Source organism: Acinetobacter sp. WCHA39 (assembly GCF_002165385.1).
Taxonomy (GTDB): domain Bacteria; phylum Pseudomonadota; class Gammaproteobacteria; order Pseudomonadales; family Moraxellaceae; genus Acinetobacter.
This window is the reverse complement of record NZ_NHRP01000030.1, coordinates 1-24570: the sequence shown is the minus strand read 5'-3', so window position 1 is coordinate 24570 and position 24570 is coordinate 1. Positions and strand designations below refer to the sequence as shown.

Genomic DNA, 24570 nt, shown 5'->3' with positions numbered 1-24570 from the left:
TTGATGAATGACCACTTTAGTCCACTTCAATTCCTATAAATGTTTTGTAGTAGATAAGTTGATCGACTCTAAGATATGGTAGTAAATCATGGGGAATATGCTATATTAATAAAAAATCAACAAAATTTTGTTTGAAAGGCCTTTGTATGCTTATTTATGCTCGTTTTAATAACTTTTACTCATTTGCAGGGCAAGCAGAGTTTTCTTTTAAGGTAGGTAAACAACCTACCCAATCCTTTTATGATTCTGAAATAAAAACAAATCAAGATATTTTGCGTCTAAATAAAGTTACCGCAGTATTAGGAGCGAATGGCTCGGGAAAGACACAATTTTTAAAAGTTATACCATTTCTAAGTTGGTTTATTGCTCGTTCTAGCCAAAGTTTAAACCCTAGGCAAACAATTTATTTTGAGCCATTTAGAGCTAATGAAAAAGAATCTTCTTATTTTGAAATTGGTTTTGCCATAAAAAATGAACTTGGAGTTTATGATGAATTTCGATATGAGGTAACAATGACTCGTACCTCAGTTCAACGAGAAGCTTTGTATCAAAAAACTAGTCGAAATTTTAGTTATATTTTTGAACGTATTAATCAAGACGATGTAAAACAATATAAACATCGCCAATTTCTTTCCCCTAGTTTGGCAGACGATGTTAATGAGAATGTTTCTTTAATTTCATACGCATATTTGTTAGATAATTCGATTGCTAAACGTGTAGTCGATTTTTTTGATTACATGTCCTACAACCTTGATTCATCAGGTCGTAGCCATAATTCAGATGATGATTTGATCTCTACTTCAAAGATATTTAATGAAAATAATGGATTAAGAAAGCAAGCGGAGGATTTGCTCTGCAAATTTGATACAGGGATAACTAAGATCAAATTTGAGAATGTCTTAGCAATTAAGTCGGATAAAAGTCAAGAAACGATTTTAATGCCTGTTGGTATTCATGAATATGGCGATAAAACTTTGAAATTCCTCTTTGTTAATGAATCCAATGGTACACGTTCAGCTTTTATTTTATTGGGTATGATTTTACCAGTGCTAGAAAGGGGGGGAGTGGCAATTATTGATGAAATTGACAATGATCTACATCCACATCTTTTGCCACACTTAATTGATCTATTTAAATTTGAGCATACGAATCCACATCAAGCTCAACTTATATTTAGTTGTCATACACCAGAAGTTCTGAATATTCTCAAAAAGCATCAGATTTATTTGGTGCAGAAAGAGAATCAGGAATCGGAAGCATGGCGTTTGGATGAGGTGGTTGGTGTACGGGCAGATGATAATTTATATGCGAAGTACATGGCTGGTGCATTTGATGCTGTTCCAAATGTGTGAGGTGGTCAATCATGGCTAGAACTCGTCACATTAAAAAAACAACACTCATCATTGTTGCAGAGGGAGCGCACGATAAAGCCTTTTTAGATCACATGAAAAGTCTTTATGACCATCGGGATTCTGGTCAAAAAGTTACGATTAATTCAGCAGATGGTGGTTCACCTCACGATGTAATTAAGACAGCAATTAAAAAGACAAGTCATGCCGCCTACGATCAAAAATACATTTTTATGGATAGTGATGTTGCTATAAAGCAGCAAGATCTAAGTTTAGCTAAGAAAAATAATATTGTTGTCTTGCTATCCGAACCTTTATGTCTAGAGGGTATGCTACTTGATATTTTAGGGCAGCGAATTCCTGAAAATTCAGAATTATGTAAAAGAGCTTTGCACCCTCAATTGGCAGGACAGCCAACAGAAGCAAAAAGCTATATGTTACTTTTTCCACACGCTGTACTTAATGCTACGGCAAAACAAGCAGTTGTTGAATTAAGAACTCTTCTTATCAATGAAATGAAGAAAATTAAAAAAGCATGAGGACAATAGTTCATGACAGCACCAAAGTTATTTATTTCCTATAGTTGGACTTCTACTGAGCATGAAGATTGGGTTTTAAGGTTAGCTCATGATTTAACAGAGTCAGGTGTAGAAGTAAAATTTGATAAATGGGATCTAAAAGAGGGTCAAGACCCTTATCATTTTATGGAACAAATGGTTGCAGATGAGACTATTACTAAAGTCGTCATGATTTGTGATAAGAAATACAAGAGTCGAGCTGATGATAGGGAAAAGGGAGTTGGCGTTGAAACACAGATTATTTCTTCAAAAATTTATAATGAGGTTAAGCAAACGAAATTTGTAGCTGTTATTGCAGAGGTTGATGATAACGGAAATCCTTTTATACCAGTATATTATTCAGGAAGAATCCATATTGATTTGAGTAACGATGATAAATATACACAAAATTTTGAACAATTAATACGATGGATATTTGATAAACCCTTACATCAACGACCCCAGCTAGGTAAGCCACCAAGTTATATCTTAGAAGAAAAAGTTTCTTTGCTTGGGACTGATGCACTAGCAAGGCGATGTATAGATTTGCTCAAGAGTGGAAAGCCCAATGCTCAAGGAGCGGTAAATGAATATTTTGATACATTATTAGAGAATTTAAATAGATTTAAATTAGAGTATTCTGATGATTTAGAACCCGTTGATCATGCAAAATTAATTTTTAATAGAATTGAAGAGTTTAAGCAACCTCTAGAGCAAATTATTGGAGTGCTATATACAATTGCTTCACATGCCGCAAACGAGGATAGTATCTTAGCTCTTCACCGTTTTTTTGAGGGAATTTCACAATATTTCTATCCAGATTCAAACGGAAAAACGAGCTATAGCTATAGAGTGTGGGATTTTGATTTTTATAAATTTATTGGATGTGAACTTTTTCTTTATACATTAGCAATTTTTATAAAAATGGAAAAATTTTCTGTTATTTCATTTTTATTAAATCAACCATACTACTGTTATAGAGAATCAGGTCGTTCAAAAAAGATTAGGCAATTTAATTTTTTAAAAGAAGATATTGATTCGCTTAAATTTTATTTTTTAGAAGTTGAGGGAAGAAATTGGTACTCATCGGTTGCTGAGCTTATCAAAAGAAGATTTTCAATAAAATTTATAGGACTGGATCATTTATGTCAGGCAGACTTTATTTGTTATTTAAATTTGATGTCTAAAAATATAGAAAATAATGGCTATGATTATTGGAATCCAACCTTACAGTTGTATCATGATGGACATGATGCTTATGAAATTTTTGCCAAATCTATCTCAAAAAAATATTGTGAAAAAATACTACCATTATTAAATATTAATGCCACCTCTAATTTAAAAGAGTTATTGGAAAAACTATCTAATAATTCAGATATGATTCCAAGAGTAGGAGAATGGGGTAAGTTACCTATCAAACGTTTAGCCAATTATGACTTACTTTTAACCTTGCCTTAGTTTTGAGATATGACAGAATTAAATTTTTCAAATATAAGAACTTTTGATGGTAGTAAAGATGGTGGATTTGAAGAGTTAATCTGCCAGTTGGCTCACCTGTGTCCTCCCGCAAATGCTCGAACCTTTGAAAGAAAGGAGGGGGCAGGTGGTGATGCTGGTGTAGAGTGTTATTGGATACTTGATGATGGTACAGAACATGCTTGGCAGGCTAAATATTTTTTAGAAAATATTGATGATTCTCAATGGGCTAAAATCAATGATTCTGTTTTAACAGCATTGGATAAACATCCAAATATCACAGATTATTATATTTGTATCCCTCAAGATTTACCTGATAGTCGGAAAATAGGGCGTGGAGGGAGACAGGTCATAAGTGCAAGGGACAAATGGAATACCCATTGTCATAAATGGGAAAAAGAAGCTCTAAAAAGAAATATGCAGGTAAATTTCCATTTTTGGGGAAAACATGAAATTTTATTAATGTTAAGTCAACGGGATAATCCATCGTTTAATGGACGAGCAAGATATTGGTTTGATGAGTTAATCCTGACAAAAGATATTTTTGAAAAAATCATTAACAGGTCTAGGCTTTCCTTAGGTGATCGTTTTACACCAGAATTTCATGTGGATCTACCTATAGCTAAGATATTTGAGGGGTTAGGGCGGACAAAAGAATATACAGAATTATTGAACTACAATGTGTATGAGTGGCTTTCCATAGTTGGTGAGGTTGAAAAAGCTCTTTTACGTTTGGAAAGTTGTGATAAAAATTATTTTAGAGATTTAGTTGAAAATATAAGTTATCAAGATAAATGGAATTTAATAACTACTGCTGTTGACGACCTAAAAAATAGTTTGAAATGTAAAGACTGGTTCTCTAAGCTAGAGATATATATTTCAGTATTGAGTGAAATTAAAGAGTTTTGTACTGAGCTTATTAGAGTTTATCATTTTGCTTCTGATCATAAAGAAACTGTAGAAACCGTAAGAATATATCAAAATGATATTTATAAATTTAGTGATATAACAACTAATCTATTGAATTTTTTTACGGATAAAATGACTCAAGCTGCTTATACAAGGCAGTTTCTATTATATGGGGATGCTGGGAAGGGTAAGTCTCACATGCTGTGTGATATTGCTTTAACCAGAATGGGTAAGGGATTATCTACAGTGTTTATGTTAGGGCAGCACTATCAGGGTGGTAATCCTCTAGATTTTTTAAAAAGAGAATTAGATTTATCAACAATAGATGATCGTACACTTTTAGGAGCATTGGATGCTTGTGGAGAAGCAAATAAGTCTAATCTCCTGATCATAATAGACGCAATTAATGAGGGGCGATTTAGAAGAGATTGGAATGACTGGTTGATCAGCTTTTTTCATCAAATTAGCCAATATCCACATATAAGTATAGTTGTCAGTTGTAGATCCACCTATCTTAACTATATATTTCCTGAAGATTTAAGAACTAATATTACTCAACAGGAACACAATGGATTTAAAGGGTTTGAGCATAGAGCTGCTTCGATTTATCTAAATAGACAGGGGATTGTTAAGCCATCTGTACCTATATTAGCTCCTGAATACACGAACCCCCTTTTTCTTAAGACATGCTGTAAAGCAATAAAACAAGCAGGTCTGAGTGAATTTCCTAAAGGGTTACATGGAATAATAAGTATTTTTGAATTCTATATTCAGAGTGCCCAAAATAAAATTTCTAAAGTAAAAGGGTATAGACCACATGAAAAAGTCATTTATAAGGTTCTGCTACAGTTAGCAGGAAAGCTTTTTCCAGAAAATGTTTATGGGCTAAAATTTGAAGAAGCATTTGAATTAATTAATGGTTTAGACCCACGTAAGGGGACTGGTGAGTGTTTATATGATTTGATGCTAGAAGAGGGTTTGATATCCGAAGATATTGAGTATAATAAGATATATGATCAAACGAATTCTAATGTGGTTGTTCGTTTTACTTTTGAAAGATTTAGCGATTACTTGATTGCTATTAGTATAATGGCATGCATACAAAATGTTCATGAACTAGAAGCAGCATTTAATGAAAATTATAATTTTCAACTTCTAAAATCAAAGCAGAACAGCTTTAAGTTTTTAGGTATCTGGTCTGCACTTAATATTATCATAGCTGATAAATTTAAAACTGAGTTGATTGACCATTTTCCTATTGAAACTCTAAACTATTATTTTTTTGAAGATGTTTTTGTTAAAACTCTAATAAGTAGAAGCACAAGGTCATTTACTGATAGAACAATAGAAATTTTTCATAAAATTCCTAATAATTGTTATGAAGATCATAGAATAAATATTTTATTTGCATTAGCAACAGAACCTACCCATAAATTGAATGCAGTTTTCTTAAATGATTGGCTTAAAAATATGTCTCTCTCTTCAAGAGATTCTTATTGGTCAACTTATGTGGCATATGCTGATGAAATTGAAGAGGAACATGAAACAGAGTCCAACCTTAGAGCATTAATCGAATGGGCTCTGAGCAAAGAGATTGCTTTAGCAGAAAAAGAAAGGCTCTACTTATGTTCTATAGTATTAACGTGGATAACATCAACTACAAATAGAAAGCTACGAGATGAAGCAACTAAGGCAGTTACTCATTTACTATGCTTTATTCCAGAGAAAATTATCTTATTTCTTGAAAACTTTTATGAAATAAACGATCCTTATATTAATGAAAGAGTTTACGCTATTGTCTATGGAGTCTTGACAAATCTTCAAGATAACTCTTATACATCTAAAATAAGTCAGTGGATTTTAGAGCATCACTTTAAAGATAAATATCCATATCCACATGTTCTATTAAGAGACTATATTGTCAGTATATTGCTTTATGCAGAACATAAACAAAGTCTTCCTATTGATATAAAAAGGGAGTCTTTTTTACCACCTTATAAGCAGAAATGGGCTTTAAACGACCCTATTCATGTTCTGAATATTGCTGATCAAGATAAAAATGAGATTTATTACTCTGTTATGAGTTCTATGTCAGATTTTTATTGCTACAGTATGAGAGCTATTGATGAAGTTACTTGTACTGAATTAGATATAGAGGATATGAGGGTAGGATTAGATGAGAAAATAAAATTTGCAAAAGAATTACCTGCAAATTTAGCTACTGAGTTGGAAGCTTTGATTTTGGAAGAAGCAGATTATCTTTTGATGAAAAAATTAGAAGAATCTAAATTATGGAAATCTTTAAATTTTGATAAAATTTTGGAAGAAATTTCTAATAATAGAACAAAGCAGATTGCTCTTGATCCGAATCCAGAACCTAATGAAATTATTAATTTTAATAAAAATAATAAAAAAAATGAGAAAACAAAAATACAGTTATTTTTAGAAAAAAACAAAGATAAATTTAATTTATTGCAACAAATTAGAGCTAAATGGGTATTTAAATTATCTAATTTCGAAATTGTGATGCAATCGAAAAAGCAGGCGCAACGATGGATTTATTTTAGAGCAATGCAGCTTGGTTGGAGTGATGAGTTATTTAAATCATTTGATAGAAACTTATCTTCTAATGGTGGAAGTAGACCTTTGATAGAGCGAATCGGTAAAAAATATCAATGGATTGCTTATCATGAATATTTAGCCTATTTAACAGATAGCTTCCAAGTGAAGCCCGATAGTCGTTTCCCTGAAGCAGTTTCTACTGATTTTCTTGGGGGTTGGCAATTTGGTGTAAGAGATATCGATCCAACATTATTGATTAGAAGAACAGGAGATGATGGTTGGTCAGTAAATAATACTAATACATGGTGGCAACCAATTTCAGTAAACTTTACTACGAGCGATCATATAAATGAATTACAGAAATGGCTTTGGACTGAAAAGAACCTACCTCAGTTTAATAAAGCTCTTATTGTAAAAGATGAATGCGATATAAGTTGGTATGCTTTAGCTGGTTTTGTGAAATTTAGAAAAGAGCCAAAATTATATCAAGATGAAATTCCATCTCAGGATTTTTGGTATAGAATTAATCCAGTTATTATATCTAATCAATTTTTTTCTGATTTTAAAAAAAAGGTCATGGGGCAGGAACTTTGTAATCCTGATTTAATTGAAACGCTACGAATAGGATATCATTCTTTTCTGGGTGAGCATTGCTGGCACCCTTGTGTAGATGATTATCTAAATGATTTATCTGAAGGTTTAGGATGTAGATTGGATCATATGGATGAGAATTTAGAAGCCTTTTCTCCAATCTCAAAATATGAATATGAGGGTAGTACTAATGATGCTTCTGTTAAAGATGGTATAAACTTTTTTCTTCCCTCACCACAATTTATTCATTCATTGGGTTTAAAGAGAAAAGCTTTATCTATTAATAATTGGATTGATTCTTCAGATCGAATTGTTTTTCAAGATCCAAGTGTTGATGAAAGTGGTTCTAGTTTTGCTTTATGTAGAAAAGATATACTTGATAATTGGTTAGAACAAAATGATTGTAGATTGATTTGGTTAATAGGTGGTGATAAAAAACTTTTCACAGAGTACAATCATGATTTTTATGGACAGTTAAACTTCAATGGTTTTTTCTCGGTTGATAACAATGGTATAGATGGGAGTATATGGACAACAAAGACAGAACCCAATAGCGATGACTAGAAACAAAAATATTTCGCTTAATTTTGATTCTATTTCTTACTTAGCTCGAAAATCTATTAAGTGGGATGGAAATAAAATTCCAACTTTATCATCTTTACTATTATATCCCAATCTAGATTTTGACATAATTAAATCTATTTGATTCCTAGTTTTTATACATAATTTACTTGTTATATAATCTATGAAATTTTCTATTATTAGCATATCATCGTATAGCGATTTGAATTTTACAGATTGAATTGAAACTCCAATTAACTTCCACCAAAAATCTTGATATTCATTGAAAATAGGTATATTACTATTGAAATAAACTTCACCAAATTTTTGCTTATCAATATTTACGTTTCCATGGTAATCCTCCCATAAATAACTGAATTTAAAAGTAGAGGTTAAGCAGCCATCAAAGGTGGTTTGCCTCCGTTAGCTTGATGTGGTCGTTCATGATTGTAGTGCCACAACCACTGTGTTGCATAATCTTGTACTTGCTCCAATGTATCGAACAAATGTTTGCTCACCCAACTATAACGCATTGTACGATTGTATCGTTCGATATAAGCATTTTGTTGTGGCTTGCCTGGTTGAATATATTCAATACGGATACCATGCTCAGCTGCCCAACGTACGAATTCGTGGCTGATAAATTCAGGTCCATTGTCGCAGCGAATCACAAGCGGTTTGTCTCTCCATTCGAGCAATTGGTTAAGTGTACGAATGACGCGCAGTGCAGGCAGTGAAAAACCTGCTTCAATCACTAAACCCTCACGTCGATAGTCGTCAATTACGTTAAGCAAACGGTAACTTCGTCCATCACTTAACTGATCATGCATAAAATCCAATGACCATACTTGATTTGGATGAGTTGGTTCCTTCAATGGTTCAGGTACATGTCGTTTTAATCGTCTTCTTGGTTTGATCCGCAGATTCAATGCCAGCTCACAGTAAATACGGTAAACACGCTTATGATTCCAACCACACTTCTCAACATGGCGTAGATAAGAGAAGCATAGCCCGAAGCCCCAATCTGTATTTTCTTCGGTGAGTTCAATCAATTGTTCTGCAATCAGTGCATTGTCATCGTTCAATTTGGACTGATAACGGTAGCAGGTTTCACTGATACTAAATGCACGGCAGGCCAAACGAATACTGACGGCATGATCACCAACGGCTTGTTGTGCCATCTGACGACGACAAGATGGCTTTACCACTTTTTTGACATGGCTTCCTGAATGATTTCAGCTTTAAGCCGCTCTTCAGCATACATCTTTTTTAGCTTGGCATTTTCGGCTTCTAGTTCTTTCAATCGAGTAATTAATGAGGCATCCATGCCGCCATATTTAGCCCGCCATTTGTAAAAAGTCGCATTACTCATACCATGTTCACGGCAAAGGGTGGCAACAGGCGTGCCAGACTCCGCTTGTTTCAAAATAGACATAATCTGACTGTCAGTAAATTTAGATGTTTTCATGCAGAATCTCCTGCTTTGATCTTAAGAGAAAATTCTACTTTTACATCCTTTTATTTTTAGGGGGGATTACCAAATGAGCTGTATGAAATTATTCATAATGATTTACCTAAAATTGTGAATAAAAATGAACTATTAGAGTCTACTAACTTGCTGAAAAAACTATCTTTAAGCTGGGAGGTTTTAATAGAATATTGTTTATTTCCTAATTTGGTAAATAAAGTTGTAGTTGGTGTAGCTGGGCGGTCTGATATAGATAGATCAAAATTTATCAGTGAATTATTGGGTGAACAACAAGATGCTTATGTTACAGAAGCAATTCATTCTTGTTACTTTTTACATGATAATAAAAGTCAAACTCTAGAATTACTTAATTCACAATTAATTCAGTGTCCTAAATTTAGATGGGATAATATCGTAATTAAAAAAATTAATGGTTATGAAGAAGATAATTTATTAACTGTAGGTGTTAAATTAAATTTTTCAGAATTTATTATTTGGTTTATATCTGATTTTGAGTATATGGAAAGTGATATTTTATTTTTAAATTCTCTTAATTATGAAATTTATAAATATATAGTAGTTAACGAAAATAATTTAAATGATGCTAAAAAAATAATATTGAAGCTTGAAATGAAAAATATTCAAATTTTATTGAATTCTAATAAGCGAGAAAATGGTTTTGTTTCTGAAATTAAAGGAAAAATAAAATCTTGGAATGATATGCCAAATACTTTAATATTGATAGATGGCTTTAAGTTTGTTTTTGGGGAATTAAATAATTTTATAGAAGATAAAGATGTTATATTATTGACTCAAAAGAAGTTCTTTAGAGTTTTGCAGAAAATATTGTCAAAATTGAGAAAAGGTGAGCAACAGGCTTTCAAGAGACAGGAAGAAGATATATTAAAAAATACTATGTCTAGTATTGCTTCCTTTCAAGAAGCTGATCATGATTGTGAAATTAAAAGAGCTGTAGAATACAAAGATAATAATACTTATTTTGAGGAGGGGTCAAAATTAAAAATATCCTTGCAAGATAAGGATATTGTGAATAAATATAATTATGAACTTTTACTTAATAACTGTAAAGAGCTGCCCTTTTATTATGCTGGTTTGGAATGCTTGGTATATCATAAAGATATAACTAAAGTTATGGTTGAAAAATTAGAAGATGAGTCTGAAATAAATTATTGTAAGTTTCAAGATGATTTATATTTGAGAAGTAATAGACAACCAATACAATTATCTTTAGCTATTGATAAACTTAACCAAAAGCTGAAAGCAGCATCACAAAATAAAGTAAATGTTCAGGATATGGTTGGAAATAGTAGGAATTGTGTGATATCAGGTTTTGATGAACCTTTAGTAAGAGTTATTGGGGCAGAGGAAAAAATACGTAAAGATATCGCTGAGTTCATTGGAGAAAGTTTTAATGATCAGGTGGTTGGGATCTCACTTTCTCATCAATTTAATACTAAATTTTTATCCAAAAAAATCAATAGAAAAAAATGGGATGAGTTTTCTTCATTAGCTCATAATGTGGCAGGGGATACAAGTTTGCTAGGGGTAAGACAATTATTAGAATTTGCTATGATTTTTTTCGATAAACAAAGCTATAATGATCTATATAAGATTTATAATTCTGCTGTATGTAATGCTCTAACTTGTTCATTAGAGTGTAATATAAAAAATATATCAATTTTAGATGATTGGGAGTATGTTGAAAATTTAATTAAAAAATATGAAGTTAATCAGCCCTATATTGTGGGTCGAATCAATACTAATCTTGCGGCAGGTTTACCATCTTTAATCTTTAGTGAAAATGATAAAATTGATATGTTAAGGAACTATTTATTTTTACCAATTAGTAAGAATGAATTTACTGTAGCATCTCCGTTGCATTATGCAACAATTAATAAATCTGTTCGTCCAGAGTTGTATGGGGCTATTTATAAGATATTAACAACAAATATTCCACCAGAATGGTATAAGGCTTTAACGACAATTGTTACATTGGAAAACGAATCATTAACTGTTTTCTATAATCGTGATCTAATTAATGATTCTGGTTTTTATATTTTTAAGCCAATAGATTGTTAAGGGTAATTAAATTTCTATATTTATTATTTTGGTGATTATTTAAAGTAAATAAGTTTTTAATCTGGATGAAATGTTATATGTTATTGGATATTCAAAATACATTTAGACAAAATCGTGAAACATTCAATGAGGACTTTCGCTTACGAGTACATCGCTCATTAAGTTGGTTACAACGTGCTGAACAAGCTCGACAAGAGCATGATATTGATTCTCAATTTATTTATCTATGGATTGGATTTAACGCAGCTTATGCTAAAGACTTAGGTGCAGGTTTGCGTTCTACTGATAGGGGAGCTTTCGTAAACTTTATTCAACGTATCTGTGGTCTGGATAAAAAGCAAAAAATTTATCATGCGGTCTGGACTACTTTTTCAGGGAGCATTCGATTTTTACTTGATAACCAATTTACCTTTCAGCCTTTCTGGGATTATCACAATGGTCTAATTTCAGAGGATGCTTGGTTAAACGATTTCACAAAAAATAGGAAAAAAGCCTTAGATGCTTTAACACGTAAAGATACTGATACAGTATTACTTTCTGTATTTAATCATCTTTATACATTGCGTAATCAGATTATTCACGGTGGTGCGACATTTAATAGTACGGTTAATCGCAATCAGCTTGAAGATGCTTGCAATATTTTATCAACAATTATTCCTGAAATGTTAGTGGTAATGCTTAATTATCCACATGATAAAACATGGGGTAAACCATTTTATCCTGTAGTTAAGGTCTAATTGATGCCTTGTAAAAATATTTTTAAATTTTATAAGGATAGGGACACAACCTGTCCACTCCATATTGAATAATAAAGCCTTATCAAAACGATAATTTAATAAGGGGCTTATTCAATGAAATTATCAAAATCTATTTTACTGGCAAGTTTACTTGCTGCAACTACATCTGTTTTTGCAGATGACTTTATTTCTGCAAATGGGGTAAAGCTTACAGTCGGTGATTCACTAAAAACGGTTACAAGCAAACTGGGTAAACCTACAGAAAAAAATTCTGACTTTGTTATCTGGAAGCTAAAAAATGGCAATAAGATCGCAGCTCGTTTTGATCAATATGGCTTAAGTAATGCAACATTAAGTGGAAACGTGCCTACTGATTATTTATATACAGATGGTATTAAGATTTTCCTTAATAAAGAAAGCATTAGCACCATTGAAAAAAAGCTTAAATACGGTTGCTACCATGAGGGCTGGGGTGAGGGTGCAATTGCAGACTATGTTGTGAGAAGTGGTCCAGAGGGTTCAATCAATCTGATTTTTAATACTTGGGGTGGGGACATAACAACCAAGCAATTAAAAAGCCAAAAAGTATCAGCACTCAGCTTGGGCGATGATGAACCATTTGGTGAACAAAAATATTGCCACGATCAATAAGAAACTTAAAGGACTCTAAAATGAAAAAATTAATCATCGGATTTACTGTTGCTGTCTGTAGCCATTCATTATTCGCAGCGTGCCCAAGCCAGAGCAAAACGGTATTCAACTGTACAACGACCAATAACAAAGTGATTGAGGTCTGTGATGCTGGCAATACCATCAGCTATTCATTTGGTAAGGCAAATGCTACACCAGAGTTGGCGATTACAGTTCCTCGCAATAAAGTCACCACCTATCAATGGGAGGGCATTGGGCGCTATGAGAATTATGCGATTAATATTCCGAATGGAAAAACCATATATCGGGTCAATGACAGCCTGGACAAAATGTCTCAGCAATATACGGCTGGTGTTGAGGTTTCTAATAACGACAAATTACTTGCCACAGTTGAATGTGCCACTAATAAAAAAATAATCAGTAAAATTCAGGGCATCAAACTTCGTCCTGAAATGTAATCCTAGTTTTATCTTTCTCTGGGTTCTTATTTTATTTTTTCGAAATAAGAACTTGAATTTTCATTTAAAATAAAAGGTTATTTAATGAGATTATACTATCTTATCGGGAGTCTGTTGCTTATCGCTGGGTGTCAGGATGCCTCAAACAATAAGCCCAATGTAGATTCCACTGAAAAGGCTGAAATGATTCAGGAAACACAACCTGTTAATGATACCGATGATCAATATAGTGCAGACGGCTTAACCCGTTATGAAAATGAACAAAGTGTAGAGGAAATTGAAACACCTCAAATTCCCGAAGAAGCGCCTGTACGAATTGAACTAAAATTGAATTCTGCCTATGCAGAATATGGTTTAGGAAAAATTGAAGTGCAGGCAACCACTGATCAGGTAACGATTAATCAGGTTATTTTAAATCGGGGACAATGTAGTGCAATTGATAATTCAATTAAAATGCCCGTTACTTTGAGTTTTGGTCGTACTTATACTGGATATATTAATAATTGTGCTTTAGATAAAATTATTGAGGTTCAGATTAATACTAATCTGGGTAACTGGAAATTTGACATATAATGAAAAAAAGAAACGCCAATTTTGGCGTTTCTCTCTATGGAACTATTGATTAGCCAGCAGAGCTAATTTTTTGCCAACCAAGGCATAGGATTGAGTATTCACAATGGATGGGCAGCAAGAGGGATCATCTTCTGTATATTCGTGGTTTTCAATTGTAATAATACCATCTTTACTAATATTGGTGACTTTGGCACTTAGACCAAGATTATGATCAGTAATAAAGTTGATCTGACCTTGTTGATCGGTGGTAAAAATAAAAACTTCATAGCTCATGGTTGTTGCATGACAACTCGTTTCTTCACAGAAACTGGCTTCTACAACATAATCTGTTTTTCCATCACTATTTAAATCGGACTTAATAATATTTTTTGAATTTAAGCCATATTTATAATAATCATCATCAGAAGCAGAACGTCGAGATTCTTCATTTAAGAATTTAATCGATTCAGCAACTTTATTGTCAACCAAAGTTTCAATGCCCTGAAAAGAGGATTTATTCTGAATTACCTTTTCTTCAGCTTGAGCTTTAACTGGTTGTTCAGATTTTTCATTTTCAGCGTGTGGCAGAACTTTTTTAATGTTGTCACAGGCAGTTAAGAGAGACGCACTGCTGAGTAGTGCTAGAGTTAAAATAAAAGGCTTCATATAGGATTCCATTAAAATGACCTATATCTTGTAAATGTCAGGATATAGGACATTGGTGAATATTTAGTTTTTGGGATAATGAATGGTTTTAATGACACGTGGGTCATGTTGCCGTAAAGGTAGGGGAGCTAATCGTGAAACGATGAGTAGAGCGATAAAACAAATAAAAGGTGTAAATATTGCTGATACCAAAAACCAGAATAAAAAAGATCGACCTTGACGATTGGCATACAAAGCAATGAGTACTGAAAAGAACAGTAAAATGATAAAAGCCATAGATTCACCTTTAAGATATAGCCCTTACGCCAATACCTCCTTATGGGAAAATATTGGCGTTATTTGTGATTATTTAGTGGGTTCACCATATTGATTGCTGTGGTTATCTCCCTCTGTTGCCCACCAGAAGATTAATAAAAAATAACCAATCCCTGTGAAACTAATCAGATACCACCAGCCAGATTTTCCAATATCGTGTAAACGTCTGGTCGATACCGCAAGAGCAGGTAAGAACATGCTGAGTAGCAGTAGAATAAGCAAAGGACTTTGTGAGCCGAAAAGACCTGAGATAATCAGTAATAAACCAAAATAAACGAGGTTGAAAAACCAGAACTCTTTACGTCTGGCACGACCATTAAAATTGACATAGTTTTTTAGACATTTTACAAACCAATGGAAACCTGAATATTTCTCTTCACTTTGGTCCGTATTAACGAGATCAGCAACGCCTATATTTGTGCTGCTACCGAGAGCTTTATATACACCAACAGCTTGACCTGTAGCATTTAGGTCAAAATCAACCTTAACGCCACGTTGCGGTGAGGAAGCGTCTTTCCATTCACTGCCTAAGAATGTATAGCGATTTTGGTCATCCCCAGAGATAATGCCTGTATTGGTCTGAATCGAAAAATCAAGAATTGTACCTTTCATAATAGCTCCGTATTGAACAAGTTTAGTTTTCTTGTTTTGTAGAGCTATGATGCAGGGGCAGTGGGACAGGTGATGTCCCTTGTTGAAAAATAAATAAAAATTTTAGAAAAATATTTATGCAGCGATTTTATCTAATTTGGATGTCGTATGTTTGCTCGACCCAATGTCGTATTTTTGCTATACTTCAACAAGACGATAACGATAGTTATTGGAGAGTATGATGACCATTAAAGACAAAATTCTTAAACGTATCCAAGATGCAGAAAATTATGTTTTTATGCGTCAGGACTTTAGTGACATTGCCAATTATGATCAAGTTGGACGTGCTTTACGTGAACTGGTTCAGGACGAAAAACTGCTTAAAGTCGGTTATGGTCTCTACACTAAAGCAAAAATTAATTTCATCACAGGAAAACTTATGCCTGCCTGTCCAGTCGGTGCGGATGGGGTAATTCTGGAAGCATTGGAGCGATTAGGGGTAAAATATACTTTTGGGAAAGCTACGGCTGCATATTTAGAAGGTAGATCAAACCAAATTCCGCCACCAATGCAAATTGAAACACCACGTCGTTTTACACGTCAATTATCTGCGGGACGTAAGCAAATCAATGCTTGATCTAAAAAATATATTTTTGAATAATTTCATTAAATTCATAGAGTTTATGATGATCTAAAGAGTAATATTCAACTATTACATCTTTCTATATGTTGAAAAACTCGTTCACAAAGTTCTATTGCTTTTGGAGTTAATTGCCAGTTTGGGTTTTCATCAAAGTCTTTAATGATTTCTCGACAAAACTCTAATTTAGATTTAATGGTTCCAACTCCTGTACCATCAGCAAAAGCAGGTTTTGTCGTTTTTGAAGAAGCCTTTTTGATTTGTATATCTATTAGCTTTCCGATTCCATTATCTGGATGATCGAAATAATTTTCATCTTTAATATTATTGATAAGTGAAATATCGTAACTTACCTTAGTTTTGTTATTCATGCGAGAAAACCTAGACTTTGCTACACGGATAATGGAGTCTTTAGGTAAGGTATTTTCAGTTTCTTTGCACTTTAAAATAAAATAATTTTCAGCTTTTAGTTCGGATTTTAATATTTTGACACGATCACCTTTACTCCTAATATCACCATCAGCAATTAATAGCATTTCACTTGCTATTGCTTTAGCACTTAACCCTCTATCATCTAAATGGTTGGCATGGTGATCGTCAAATGACCAATGTGTTAAATTACTACCAGCATACTCAACAAAGGCATAGTGATAATTTGGCATAAAACGGCGGTATTTTTTATATATTTCAGGGTTGGAAAATTCTAACTTATTAAGATATTTTTCCATATATTTAGTGATATATAGGCGATCTGTAATACCCTCTACCCAAATAGTGCAATTGGCTAAATATATAGATGATGGTCTGACTCCCAAAGAAGCAAGCAGGTCTCTATCACGACCACAGCGATAAATTTTAAACTCAAATTCTTTTGGATTATTTTCTTTAGGCTGTTTAATAAATTTTTGAATTATTACTTGATCAGATTCATCAGCCATATCTAAAAGGTGGTTTGAGTGGGTTGTGAAAAAATAAAAGTGATTGGTCTCATTTAAATAGAAATTCATTAATTGGCGAACCATGCCTGCATGCATATGTAGTTCAGGCTCTTCTATAAAAAATGCGTAGATTTGGTCATTGCCATCTTTATCTATTCTTTTCATATAAGCTTCATAGGTCAATATGATAGCTTGTTGTAGACCATCTCCAAGTTGTGAAATAGGAAACTGTTTATCAGATCCTATTTTAATATTTACAACATCTTGATCATGTTTGGGTATGAGTGAAACATGCTCATTATCAAAGAAGTATTGGCTTAATTTTTCTTCATATTTTTTTATTAAATCACGTTGCTCAGGCTCTCCAAGCAAATGAACTTTCAACTCATGATATAAACATTCTCCTGTAATAATATTGGAGGAATTGAATTGTTGATCATCATGAAAGTAGTCTTTTTGGGCACGTTCTATATATGGCTGCTTATTCTCTATATCTGATACTGGTCGCATTCCACGTAATACAGGAATATATTTCTTATTGGTTTCTGTTAAAAGTGATGAGTCATTATTTATAATATTATTTTCGATTTCGACAATCTTCTTGGTTAAATCATCTTTTTTTTCAAAGCGAAATGGTTTTATTTTAGCGAAACAGTTTAAAAAAACCTCTTTATATTGACTGCGAGGGAATTTGGGAGTTGTAATAATTTCATTAAAATAGCCGAGCAATTCATTTTTATATGAAGAAGTACTACTATTACCCATCCAAATATTTTTGGGTTCATTTTCCACTAATTTCTTTAAAATACTTATTTCTGATGTTGCATCGTAAAAATTATTATCTTTAATATTTTTTTTAGAAGTAAAAAATGATCTTAAAAAACGACTTTTTCCTGCATTGTTTTTACCAATAAAGAAATTTAATCGCTTTATTTCTATAACTTGATCATATCCTGTTTCATTAATAGAAGAATAATTTTCTAAATTTTCTGCCCAATAATATAGTTTTTCGTTCATGATATCTCTTTGAGTTTTTGGTTAATTTATGTGTTTGATATTGAATATATTGGATTGAAAAAGTGTGTTTTATCCATATCAATTTTTCCTTTTTAAGATAAAACCTCTGCATAAATTAGTATTTCAGGCTTCATTAAATAGTCCATAGGCTAGTATTTTGTATTCTTCAATAAGGCCCTAAAAACCGTATACCATTAAAATGAATTAAATGCGTGGGGGCATCCGCAACCCAGACTTCTGTTTCCCAAGCAATATCACCTAAATATTTCCGCATAATGACACGGTCAGGAAAGGCTGTGACATAAACTAAACCAGCAGATGAATTTTCAAATAACTGAGCCAGTTCCTCATGGCGTTTGCCATCTACAGGACCATGACTGGTGACTGATTCAATGAGAATTAGCCAATCTTTTTCAGAAAAGTACAGAACGACATCTGGCATTTTACCGTGTTTGTTAATTGTCACACCTAAATCTGCCAATAGAGCCTCATTAAAATGTCCAACTTTTGAGCCTGTATCACCAGCATAGATTAGCGTCGAATTAGGGGCAAATCGAGGTGCAAAGTCCTCAATGATCTTTTTGATTAACTCGCTGTGAGCACCTGGCGTAAGAAGAATTTCAGTATTACTATCAATCTGTACAGGAACTAATAAATGTTCTCTTTCTTTTGCATATTTAGAAACCAATGTATCTCGATCTGCTAAATATTTTTCAAGGTTATTTTCCCATTGCTCTGTACCAAAATTCTGCAACAAGGCTTTGGCACTAGGTTCGATCTGGTAAACAGTTTTACCACTATTCACTGGCCGATTAGGTTCATCTGGATTATAAAGAATCAATCCAGCACTGACGAACTGATGTAAAGTTTGTCTTCTTACTGTTTCACGGGAATTTGGTGCATATTGCTTTTGATAGTGTAAATTCATCCAGTCCATGATTGGTGTGACACCCATAAGGGGAGACTGTAAATCTTGCCAGTTTCCATCAGGCCGTAAATCTAAAAGAGCCAAAAGTGTTAAGGCTGAACGTTCTTGCTGTTGTTTAGATGGAAAGCCCAATTGTTTTAAAATAGAGATTGCATCAGAAATATATTGATGGCTTTCAGACATTTTGAACTAACTCCATAACTCTCCGATCAATTTGATCTTGCTGTATTTGCTTGTATTCTTTTGCCCATAATCCCAATGCTTTTAACTGTTCAAGATTAGGGTAGGGAAGTTTTTTTAGATCACCGACATTAATTTGTGTATGGCCGCTAAACTGGCGGAAATATTGGTCTACGATGTTGCTATTTAGATAAATAGTTAGACCTAGTGCAATTTCAGCATTTAAGCCCCCTTTCTTGATATGAAAAACGTTGAGGTGGTTTTCAAAAGCGAAATATGAATAATCTGTTAATAAGCTTCGATCAAGGAAATGAGCAACTATACGATGCTTTTGTTCCTTTGGTGAAAAACGCCTAACAACACAATAGTAGCCTGCTTGGTAAACCATTTTTGTCGTATGCTCATTGAGCATAAGAGCGTTCGGTTTTTTATGCTGAGGATTTGTCCAGACCAGAGATGAAATACCATCAAAGTGGCTAGGGTAAAATAGGGGAACATGCTGCTCTTTAGGAAGATCAAAACATAGTTCTTCTTTGGCCCTGAAATCTACAACTGGACCTGTAGAGACTTGTAAACCTAATTCTTCCAAACTGGAAGAAAATAGGTGGTTGAGTTGAGTATCAGATTGAGCTGTGGCGGGGATATGAATAAATTTATCCTTATCATCAGGATATACAATTTTAGAAAATGGATAAGATTCTTTTTTTAAGTTTTTAAAACTGGAATTAATAGAATGACTTACACACACGTCATTATTTTGAGTAGAACTTTTCTGTAAATGCAGAATGATATTTTCTTGTAAGATGCTTTCATCTTGGAAAATATCTTGTCGAGATTCAAAAGTATGAATGGTTTTAATTACTGAGCGTTCTAAAACGAACTCTCTAAAGGGTTTAAAGTAAGTGCCATTACAGAAGCTACGAGGTAAAATGACAACAAGTTCACCTTGATCTGTCAGCAATTCCAAGCTCAAGGCAACAAAAGCTGCATAGAGATTGACAACCTCAATTCCTAATTTCCGTAATAATAAACGCTCTTTAGATTTGGCATTAATTTTTTTATAGGGTGGATTAAGAATAATGAGGTCATAAAACTGTCTTTTTTCCAAAAGACTTTGAAAGGCAAAATCTATAAAGTTTTCATTACAAACTTCAAGTTTTGCTGGCTCAAACATTTCTAAATTATGTTGAAGTGTAGTAATGAGTTGTTGATCTAATTCTACTGTAGTTACATCATAAGCACTATGAGGGTAGGTGTTTTGAATCCTTTGGAGCAAAGCACTACTTAGGCAACCGATACCTGCTCCTGCATCTAAAACTTTGTACTGTCCTTTGTTTTTAAGCTCAAATAATGATGCCATAAAAACGGCAATTTCAGTGGGCGTAAAATATTGGCCCAAGCTTGCTTTGTGCTGGGAAGTGGTCTGTGTGGAGTATGACTGTCGAATCTGGTCAATATTCGTAAGTACGCTATTCATGAAATGAGTATAAAAGTCGATGCAGTTTTGAGTAGTCTATCATTGATTGAAATGAACTATTGGTATTTTTGGTCAAGTACGTCAATTTGTGTCGTTAATAACGAATAATGCTATGCTTCATTGAATTAAAAGAAGTTTTCAAATCATTCACGAATTGGATAGGATTACTGATCTAAAACATGTTTCTCAAGAGTTTTAATACACTCATGCATAGTAGTTAGATGGTGTTGTATCATGATTTTCATGTCTTGATTATCCATATTTTTCAAAATTGTTTCAATTTGTACTATTGCAGAATCAATGTAAATAATAGCATTTTGGGTTTCGACCGCTTTAGTGATTTCCGAAACAGTTTTCATGATTTTCCTCTTTCTTTGTAAAAATTACTCATTAAAATCTGGCTGAAAATAACGTTGTTCAACTTCTGCTTTGGCTTCATGTAAATCATCTTCTGTATAAAGTTCAAAATATTCCGCAGGTGTGAAAGTAGTCGTATTTTTAAATGGTTCACCTAAGCCACATACAGAAAGTTTTGAGTAACCGAATATTTTAAGACCACAAGCTATACATTCAAATGAAGTTGGTGACATAAATTGATATTGAATAACTTCATCTTCATTGATATCTGTTGTGACATTTCCAATAGGCGAGCCATATAAAATAGCTGTGATAGTACACGCGGGGCATTCTACTCGATGACCTACTTGTTTAATAGCCCAAGTGGTAGCTTGTAATTTTAGCTTTTCTTTTTCTTCATCCGATTTACTTAGCCATACTTTGGAAAATGCTGCAATATCATTTTTAACTGATTTTGCAGCTTCATCTTTTAGGGAAACAATTAAAGATTCAACATAAGCAGAATTTCCAAAAACATCTGAAATACTTCTATTGATTGACTTTAATAGAATATCAGCAGCTTGGTAATATTTAGGAAGCCAATCAGTTGTTTTATTTCTTGCAAATATGGGATCACCTGAATGTAATTCGGCATTTCTTTTTGTAATATGATGAGAGCAGAATCCTAAGACTTCTTTATTAAACTCAGGCATTAATTCTGATAAACGATCAAGTACTTCTTTAGTTGAGATAGATACAGGACTAAATGCTATTTTAGTGGATGGATGCCCTAAAGAGTATGTTAAATTTCTCCAATTCTTAGCATCGGCTAATAAGGTTGGAGAAATATTCGCTAAGGCTGCTCTTAATAAGAATTCTAGTGAAAATGTTGACCAAAGCCCAAATTGCCAATCATTGGGATCATTTTTTTCCATTTGTTCTATGTAGAGCTGAGCTTTTGCGTAAAGAGAGTCTACGTTCCAAGCACTGTTAACTGTCAAATCCATTAGGTTAATACACTTTATTAAGATAAATACGTTCAATTATTCTAGTTGATTCTAAATGAACTACTTCAGATCGACCATGTAAATTTTTAAAATTATCGATGATTAAAGTATCTCCTGCATGTAGTAATTCAAAATCTTGTATCTGGTCTTTGAAATTCATACTTTTAAAGTAATTTTGAATGTCTTTTGCTGCTGAGTTGACTGGCAATAGAAATATAGAATCCCAACGATAGGCGATAATAGTTTTATCGGAATGAAAAGTCATTGGTAAAAGAATTGTAGTTCCATTAGGATTAGGCCTTGTTGAGAATATAGCTTTATTAGCTGATAATTTTTGTAGATTATCTAAAATATTGTTGAAAGGTAAAATATGTGTTTTGACTGATTTACTGCCCTGAATACAACGTAACATGAGGTAGCGTGGTGGAGTATGCCAATGAGCTAAATCTGTATGTAAAGGAAAATTATCTAAACCAAAATGACCACTGTAGGTATTACATTGATAATCTTTTTCTTTAGGTTTCAATTGTTGTGTATCAGGAATGGTTTGATAGCCTAAAACAGTTGAAAATGAGAATATTTCTCCACAAAGCTTGGCTATATTTATAGTAGAAGTTTCAGGCATCCATTTAGGAAAGAAAACGTAGCCATTAATTTCTAATTGTGTGTGCAAGTTCATATAAAAATATTCTAAGATTGATTCTTTAAATTGGCTGAGTTTAGTTGCATAACTTGATACCTCGTATTCCTCCCGCCACCCTCAAGCTTCACAATACAGCCTTTTTCCAATAAATCAGTTAAATGACGAGTTGCAGTAGCTCGGCTGACTTTAGCCACTTTTTGATATTGTGAAGCACTGATTCCATGCTCAAAGCCATTCTCTCCACCATCAAGCAGTCGATTTAAAACCTTACGCCGTCCCTCATGTAAATCCATTTCTGAAAAGGTCTGCCAAAATGTACTTTTTAGGAGTGTTCTTTCAATACGCTTTAATGTCTGCTCAAGGCTTTCATTGAGTGTCTGTAGAAACCAAAGTAACCAATCCGTAATATCAGAACCACCTTTTTGAGTCGCTTCAAGAATTTCATAATAGCTTTTACGCTTATTCAGAATGACAGGTGACATAGCATATAGGCGGATACTCTGCTGATCCATTTGGGCTAAAGCCAAGTCAGTCAATATACGGGTAATACGTCCATTCCCATCATCAAAAGGATGTAGTGTCACAAACCATAGGTGAGTAATTCCAGCCCGAATCAGTGGGTCAAGCAGGGTATTGGTCCTGCTGGTATTAAACCATTGAATAAACTCCTCCAAACATTGCTCTAAACCATCTCGTGGCGGAGCTTCAAAATGCACAGTAGGGTAATCTATCCGCCCAGAGACAACCTGCATGGGTTCATGTCCACGTAATTGCCCAATTCGAATACGTTGCATGGTCCAGTCAGTTTCATTAAATAACCATTGATGCCACTGAAATAATCTTTCAACAGATAAGTCTTGTTCAAAATTATTTAAAGCGTCCAGCATGATATTGGCTAGACCATCTGAACGTTCAGAACTGGGGTATGGTTGGTCTAGTGACACACCTAAATGCCTTGCTAAAGATGAACGCAGCGAATAAACATTCAGAGTTTCATTTTCAATCGCTGAGGATGAGACAAGATTGGCAATCAGGTTATCTAATGTAAGGTATTCTTTTTCGGGGTTATGCTGGCTTTGTCCAAGCAGGATTCCAATTTTTTGATGAATGTGTCTGGTGAGTGGAAGAATATTTTCATCTTTCCATGTAAAGGTTGTCCAGTTAGGCTGTTTCCAAATCCAGTCATCATACATATTTGGTCATCCTCTGAAAGCGTGAAGAATGGGAGTGAGTAGATTGTAGTGTATATTTGACTCATTAAATGAGTCAAATAAATTTATGATTCAGCTCATTTAATGATTCAATCTGATTGCTTATTTGATGGGCATAAAAAATGGTGGGTCGGTTGCGGTGTAGGCTGTTTTAATGATTTTGAAAAAGTGTAGGTTGTTGTGTAGGTTTCAAGATTTTGTTAAAAATTTATTTTATAAATCAATGAAAAGGTATTTCTGCATCATTGGGGTGTGGGAAGATAAGTCAGCCATGATTTCAGCACTGTTCATGCGTATTAAGTCCTTAAATTTTTGAATAAATTAAAATATAGAAAGTCTAATTGTCTAACTGATAGGGAGTCAACAGGAACTCATCTAAGGAAAAGTACAGCTTTTATATCTAAGAATTGAGCCAATAGTGAGTGAAATCTTATTTTAAACCCAGAAAAGCAGTTTTAATAAAAAAATGAAATTTGAAAAATGTCATAGTTTGTTATTTGATAGAAATTAATTAGAGTAGAATAATTGTTGACTAGCGTACTGGTCTTTAAAAAAGATCGAGGAGAGGTGGTCCCACTTGTTTGAACAACTAAAAGCGTATTTATAAGTGATATTCCGCTCTAGTTAAGCCACCTTGTTTTGTTGGGGTA

The 24570-nt window shown here is 33.4% G+C and carries 21 protein-coding genes and 1 pseudogene; 10 read left to right on the top strand and 12 right to left on the bottom strand.

The window, feature by feature from the left end:
• Positions 1 to 146 precede the first annotated feature (146 nt).
• The 4 genes from CDG56_RS13310 to CDG56_RS13295 are packed head-to-tail and all read left to right on the top strand — an operon-like array spanning position 147 to position 8008.
• Positions 147 to 1352 carry an AAA family ATPase gene (locus CDG56_RS13310; RefSeq protein ID WP_087548157.1) on the top strand — a complete coding sequence of 402 codons (1206 nt, stop codon included), beginning with the start codon at positions 147 to 149 and terminating at the stop codon, positions 1350 to 1352.
• Between the two features lie 11 nt (positions 1353 to 1363).
• A complete protein-coding gene (locus tag CDG56_RS13305; RefSeq protein WP_087548156.1) occupies positions 1364 to 1888 on the top strand; it encodes a hypothetical protein in 525 nt (174 codons plus the stop codon).
• 12 nt (positions 1889 to 1900) lie between these two features.
• Positions 1901 to 3364 (top strand): SEFIR domain-containing protein, encoded by a 1464-nt coding sequence (locus CDG56_RS13300; RefSeq protein WP_087548155.1) that lies wholly within the window; start codon positions 1901 to 1903, stop codon positions 3362 to 3364.
• A gap of 9 nt (positions 3365 to 3373) precedes the next feature.
• Entirely contained in the window at positions 3374 to 8008 is a 4635-nt protein-coding gene (locus CDG56_RS13295) for a hypothetical protein (RefSeq protein WP_087548154.1), read from the top strand.
• A 389-nt stretch (positions 8009 to 8397) separates the two neighbouring features.
• Here CDG56_RS13295 and CDG56_RS13290 read toward each other — a convergent pair.
• Positions 8398 to 9473, bottom strand: a protein-coding gene (locus CDG56_RS13290; RefSeq protein WP_087548153.1) for an IS3 family transposase whose coding sequence is annotated in 2 segments (ribosomal slippage) — positions 8398 to 9221 and positions 9221 to 9473 — 1077 coding nt in all. Because the reading frame shifts where the segments join, the coding sequence is not laid out codon by codon here.
• 114 nt (positions 9474 to 9587) lie between these two features.
• On the opposite strand from CDG56_RS13290, the gene CDG56_RS13285 reads away from it, so the two are divergent.
• From CDG56_RS13285 to CDG56_RS13265, 5 genes are all read left to right on the top strand, one after another.
• A complete protein-coding gene (locus tag CDG56_RS13285) occupies positions 9588 to 11573 on the top strand; it encodes a hypothetical protein (protein ID WP_087548152.1) in 1986 nt (661 codons plus the stop codon).
• Between the two features lie 77 nt (positions 11574 to 11650).
• On the top strand, positions 11651 to 12310 hold the full coding sequence (locus CDG56_RS13280; protein WP_087548151.1) for a HEPN domain-containing protein: 660 nt from the start codon (positions 11651 to 11653) through the stop codon (positions 12308 to 12310).
• Between the two features lie 114 nt (positions 12311 to 12424).
• Entirely contained in the window at positions 12425 to 12961 is a 537-nt protein-coding gene (locus CDG56_RS13275) for a hypothetical protein (RefSeq protein WP_087548150.1), read from the top strand.
• Positions 12962 to 12981: 20 nt separating this feature from the next.
• Positions 12982 to 13419, top strand: a complete 438-nt coding sequence (locus CDG56_RS13270; protein WP_087548149.1) for a hypothetical protein — start codon at positions 12982 to 12984, stop codon at positions 13417 to 13419.
• 84 nt (positions 13420 to 13503) lie between these two features.
• Positions 13504 to 13992, top strand: coding sequence for a hypothetical protein (locus CDG56_RS13265; RefSeq protein ID WP_087548148.1), 489 nt, complete (start codon positions 13504 to 13506; stop codon positions 13990 to 13992).
• Between the two features lie 42 nt (positions 13993 to 14034).
• Here CDG56_RS13265 and CDG56_RS13260 read toward each other — a convergent pair whose 3' ends face one another.
• The 3 genes from CDG56_RS13260 to CDG56_RS13250 form a co-directional block, all read right to left on the bottom strand.
• The gene (locus CDG56_RS13260; RefSeq protein WP_227519068.1) at positions 14035 to 14637 is read right to left on the bottom strand and encodes a hypothetical protein; all 603 of its coding nucleotides are present in this window, start codon (positions 14635 to 14637) and stop codon (positions 14035 to 14037) included.
• 63 nt (positions 14638 to 14700) lie between these two features.
• Positions 14701 to 14913, bottom strand: coding sequence for a hypothetical protein (locus tag CDG56_RS13255; RefSeq protein ID WP_087548146.1), 213 nt, complete (start codon positions 14911 to 14913; stop codon positions 14701 to 14703).
• Positions 14914 to 14982: 69 nt separating this feature from the next.
• Complete coding sequence (locus CDG56_RS13250) at positions 14983 to 15564, bottom strand: DUF805 domain-containing protein (RefSeq protein WP_087548145.1); 582 nt, start codon at positions 15562 to 15564, stop codon at positions 14983 to 14985.
• Positions 15565 to 15784: 220 nt separating this feature from the next.
• On the opposite strand from CDG56_RS13250, the gene CDG56_RS13245 reads away from it, so the two are divergent.
• Positions 15785 to 16180, top strand: a complete 396-nt coding sequence (locus CDG56_RS13245) for a DUF6088 family protein (RefSeq protein ID WP_087548144.1) — start codon at positions 15785 to 15787, stop codon at positions 16178 to 16180.
• A 68-nt stretch (positions 16181 to 16248) separates the two neighbouring features.
• Here CDG56_RS13245 and CDG56_RS13240 read toward each other — a convergent pair whose 3' ends face one another.
• The 8 genes and pseudogenes from CDG56_RS13240 to CDG56_RS17595 all read right to left on the bottom strand — a co-directional run.
• Positions 16249 to 18138 carry an AAA family ATPase gene (locus CDG56_RS13240; protein WP_087548143.1) on the bottom strand — a complete coding sequence of 630 codons (1890 nt, stop codon included), beginning with the start codon at positions 18136 to 18138 and terminating at the stop codon, positions 16249 to 16251.
• Positions 18139 to 18304: 166 nt separating this feature from the next.
• Complete coding sequence (locus CDG56_RS13235; protein WP_087548142.1) at positions 18305 to 19249, bottom strand: BsuBI/PstI family type II restriction endonuclease; 945 nt, start codon at positions 19247 to 19249, stop codon at positions 18305 to 18307.
• Positions 19242 to 20723, bottom strand: coding sequence for an Eco57I restriction-modification methylase domain-containing protein (locus tag CDG56_RS13230; protein WP_087548141.1), 1482 nt, complete (start codon positions 20721 to 20723; stop codon positions 19242 to 19244). The genes CDG56_RS13235 and CDG56_RS13230 overlap by 8 nt, the downstream gene beginning before the upstream one ends.
• 164 nt (positions 20724 to 20887) lie before the next feature.
• Complete coding sequence (locus CDG56_RS13225) at positions 20888 to 21082, bottom strand: hypothetical protein (RefSeq protein ID WP_087548140.1); 195 nt, start codon at positions 21080 to 21082, stop codon at positions 20888 to 20890.
• A gap of 24 nt (positions 21083 to 21106) precedes the next feature.
• The gene (locus tag CDG56_RS13220; RefSeq protein ID WP_087548139.1) at positions 21107 to 22066 is read right to left on the bottom strand and encodes a hypothetical protein; all 960 of its coding nucleotides are present in this window, start codon (positions 22064 to 22066) and stop codon (positions 21107 to 21109) included.
• A gap of 4 nt (positions 22067 to 22070) precedes the next feature.
• On the bottom strand, positions 22071 to 22745 hold the full coding sequence (locus CDG56_RS13215) for a hypothetical protein (protein ID WP_087548138.1): 675 nt from the start codon (positions 22743 to 22745) through the stop codon (positions 22071 to 22073).
• An 11-nt stretch (positions 22746 to 22756) separates the two neighbouring features.
• Entirely contained in the window at positions 22757 to 23902 is a 1146-nt protein-coding gene (locus CDG56_RS13210) for a Fic family protein (RefSeq protein ID WP_087548137.1), read from the bottom strand.
• A gap of 246 nt (positions 23903 to 24148) precedes the next feature.
• A pseudogene (locus tag CDG56_RS17595) lies at positions 24149 to 24211 on the bottom strand (hypothetical protein); the annotation flags it as partial.
• Positions 24212 to 24570 lie beyond the last annotated feature (359 nt).

Bases quoted from the DNA above. Each gene is read 5' to 3' on its own strand.
- CDG56_RS13220 (WP_087548139.1), bottom strand. From the start codon at position 22,066: ATGGATTTGACAGTTAACAGTGCTTGGAACGTAGACTCTCTTTACGCA.
- CDG56_RS13210 (WP_087548137.1), bottom strand. From the start codon at position 23,902: ATGTATGATGACTGGATTTGGAAACAGCCTAACTGGACAACCTTTACA.
- CDG56_RS13295 (WP_087548154.1), top strand. From the start codon at position 3,374: ATGACAGAATTAAATTTTTCAAATATAAGAACTTTTGATGGTAGTAAA.
- CDG56_RS13270 (WP_087548149.1), top strand. From the start codon at position 12,982: ATGAAAAAATTAATCATCGGATTTACTGTTGCTGTCTGTAGCCATTCA.
- CDG56_RS13250 (WP_087548145.1), bottom strand. From the start codon at position 15,564: ATGAAAGGTACAATTCTTGATTTTTCGATTCAGACCAATACAGGCATT.
- CDG56_RS13305 (WP_087548156.1), top strand. From the start codon at position 1,364: ATGGCTAGAACTCGTCACATTAAAAAAACAACACTCATCATTGTTGCA.
- CDG56_RS13255 (WP_087548146.1), bottom strand. From the start codon at position 14,913: ATGGCTTTTATCATTTTACTGTTCTTTTCAGTACTCATTGCTTTGTAT.
- CDG56_RS13235 (WP_087548142.1), bottom strand. From the start codon at position 19,249: ATGTCTGAAAGCCATCAATATATTTCTGATGCAATCTCTATTTTAAAA.
- CDG56_RS13275 (WP_087548150.1), top strand. From the start codon at position 12,425: ATGAAATTATCAAAATCTATTTTACTGGCAAGTTTACTTGCTGCAACT.
- CDG56_RS13215 (WP_087548138.1), bottom strand. From the start codon at position 22,745: ATGAACTTGCACACACAATTAGAAATTAATGGCTACGTTTTCTTTCCT.
- CDG56_RS13265 (WP_087548148.1), top strand. From the start codon at position 13,504: ATGAGATTATACTATCTTATCGGGAGTCTGTTGCTTATCGCTGGGTGT.
- CDG56_RS13260 (WP_227519068.1), bottom strand. From the start codon at position 14,637: ATGAAGCCTTTTATTTTAACTCTAGCACTACTCAGCAGTGCGTCTCTC.
- CDG56_RS13230 (WP_087548141.1), bottom strand. From the start codon at position 20,723: ATGAATAGCGTACTTACGAATATTGACCAGATTCGACAGTCATACTCC.
- CDG56_RS13310 (WP_087548157.1), top strand. From the start codon at position 147: ATGCTTATTTATGCTCGTTTTAATAACTTTTACTCATTTGCAGGGCAA.
- CDG56_RS13225 (WP_087548140.1), bottom strand. From the start codon at position 21,082: ATGAAAACTGTTTCGGAAATCACTAAAGCGGTCGAAACCCAAAATGCT.
- CDG56_RS13280 (WP_087548151.1), top strand. From the start codon at position 11,651: ATGTTATTGGATATTCAAAATACATTTAGACAAAATCGTGAAACATTC.
- CDG56_RS13300 (WP_087548155.1), top strand. From the start codon at position 1,901: ATGACAGCACCAAAGTTATTTATTTCCTATAGTTGGACTTCTACTGAG.
- CDG56_RS13240 (WP_087548143.1), bottom strand. From the start codon at position 18,138: ATGAACGAAAAACTATATTATTGGGCAGAAAATTTAGAAAATTATTCT.
- CDG56_RS13245 (WP_087548144.1), top strand. From the start codon at position 15,785: ATGACCATTAAAGACAAAATTCTTAAACGTATCCAAGATGCAGAAAAT.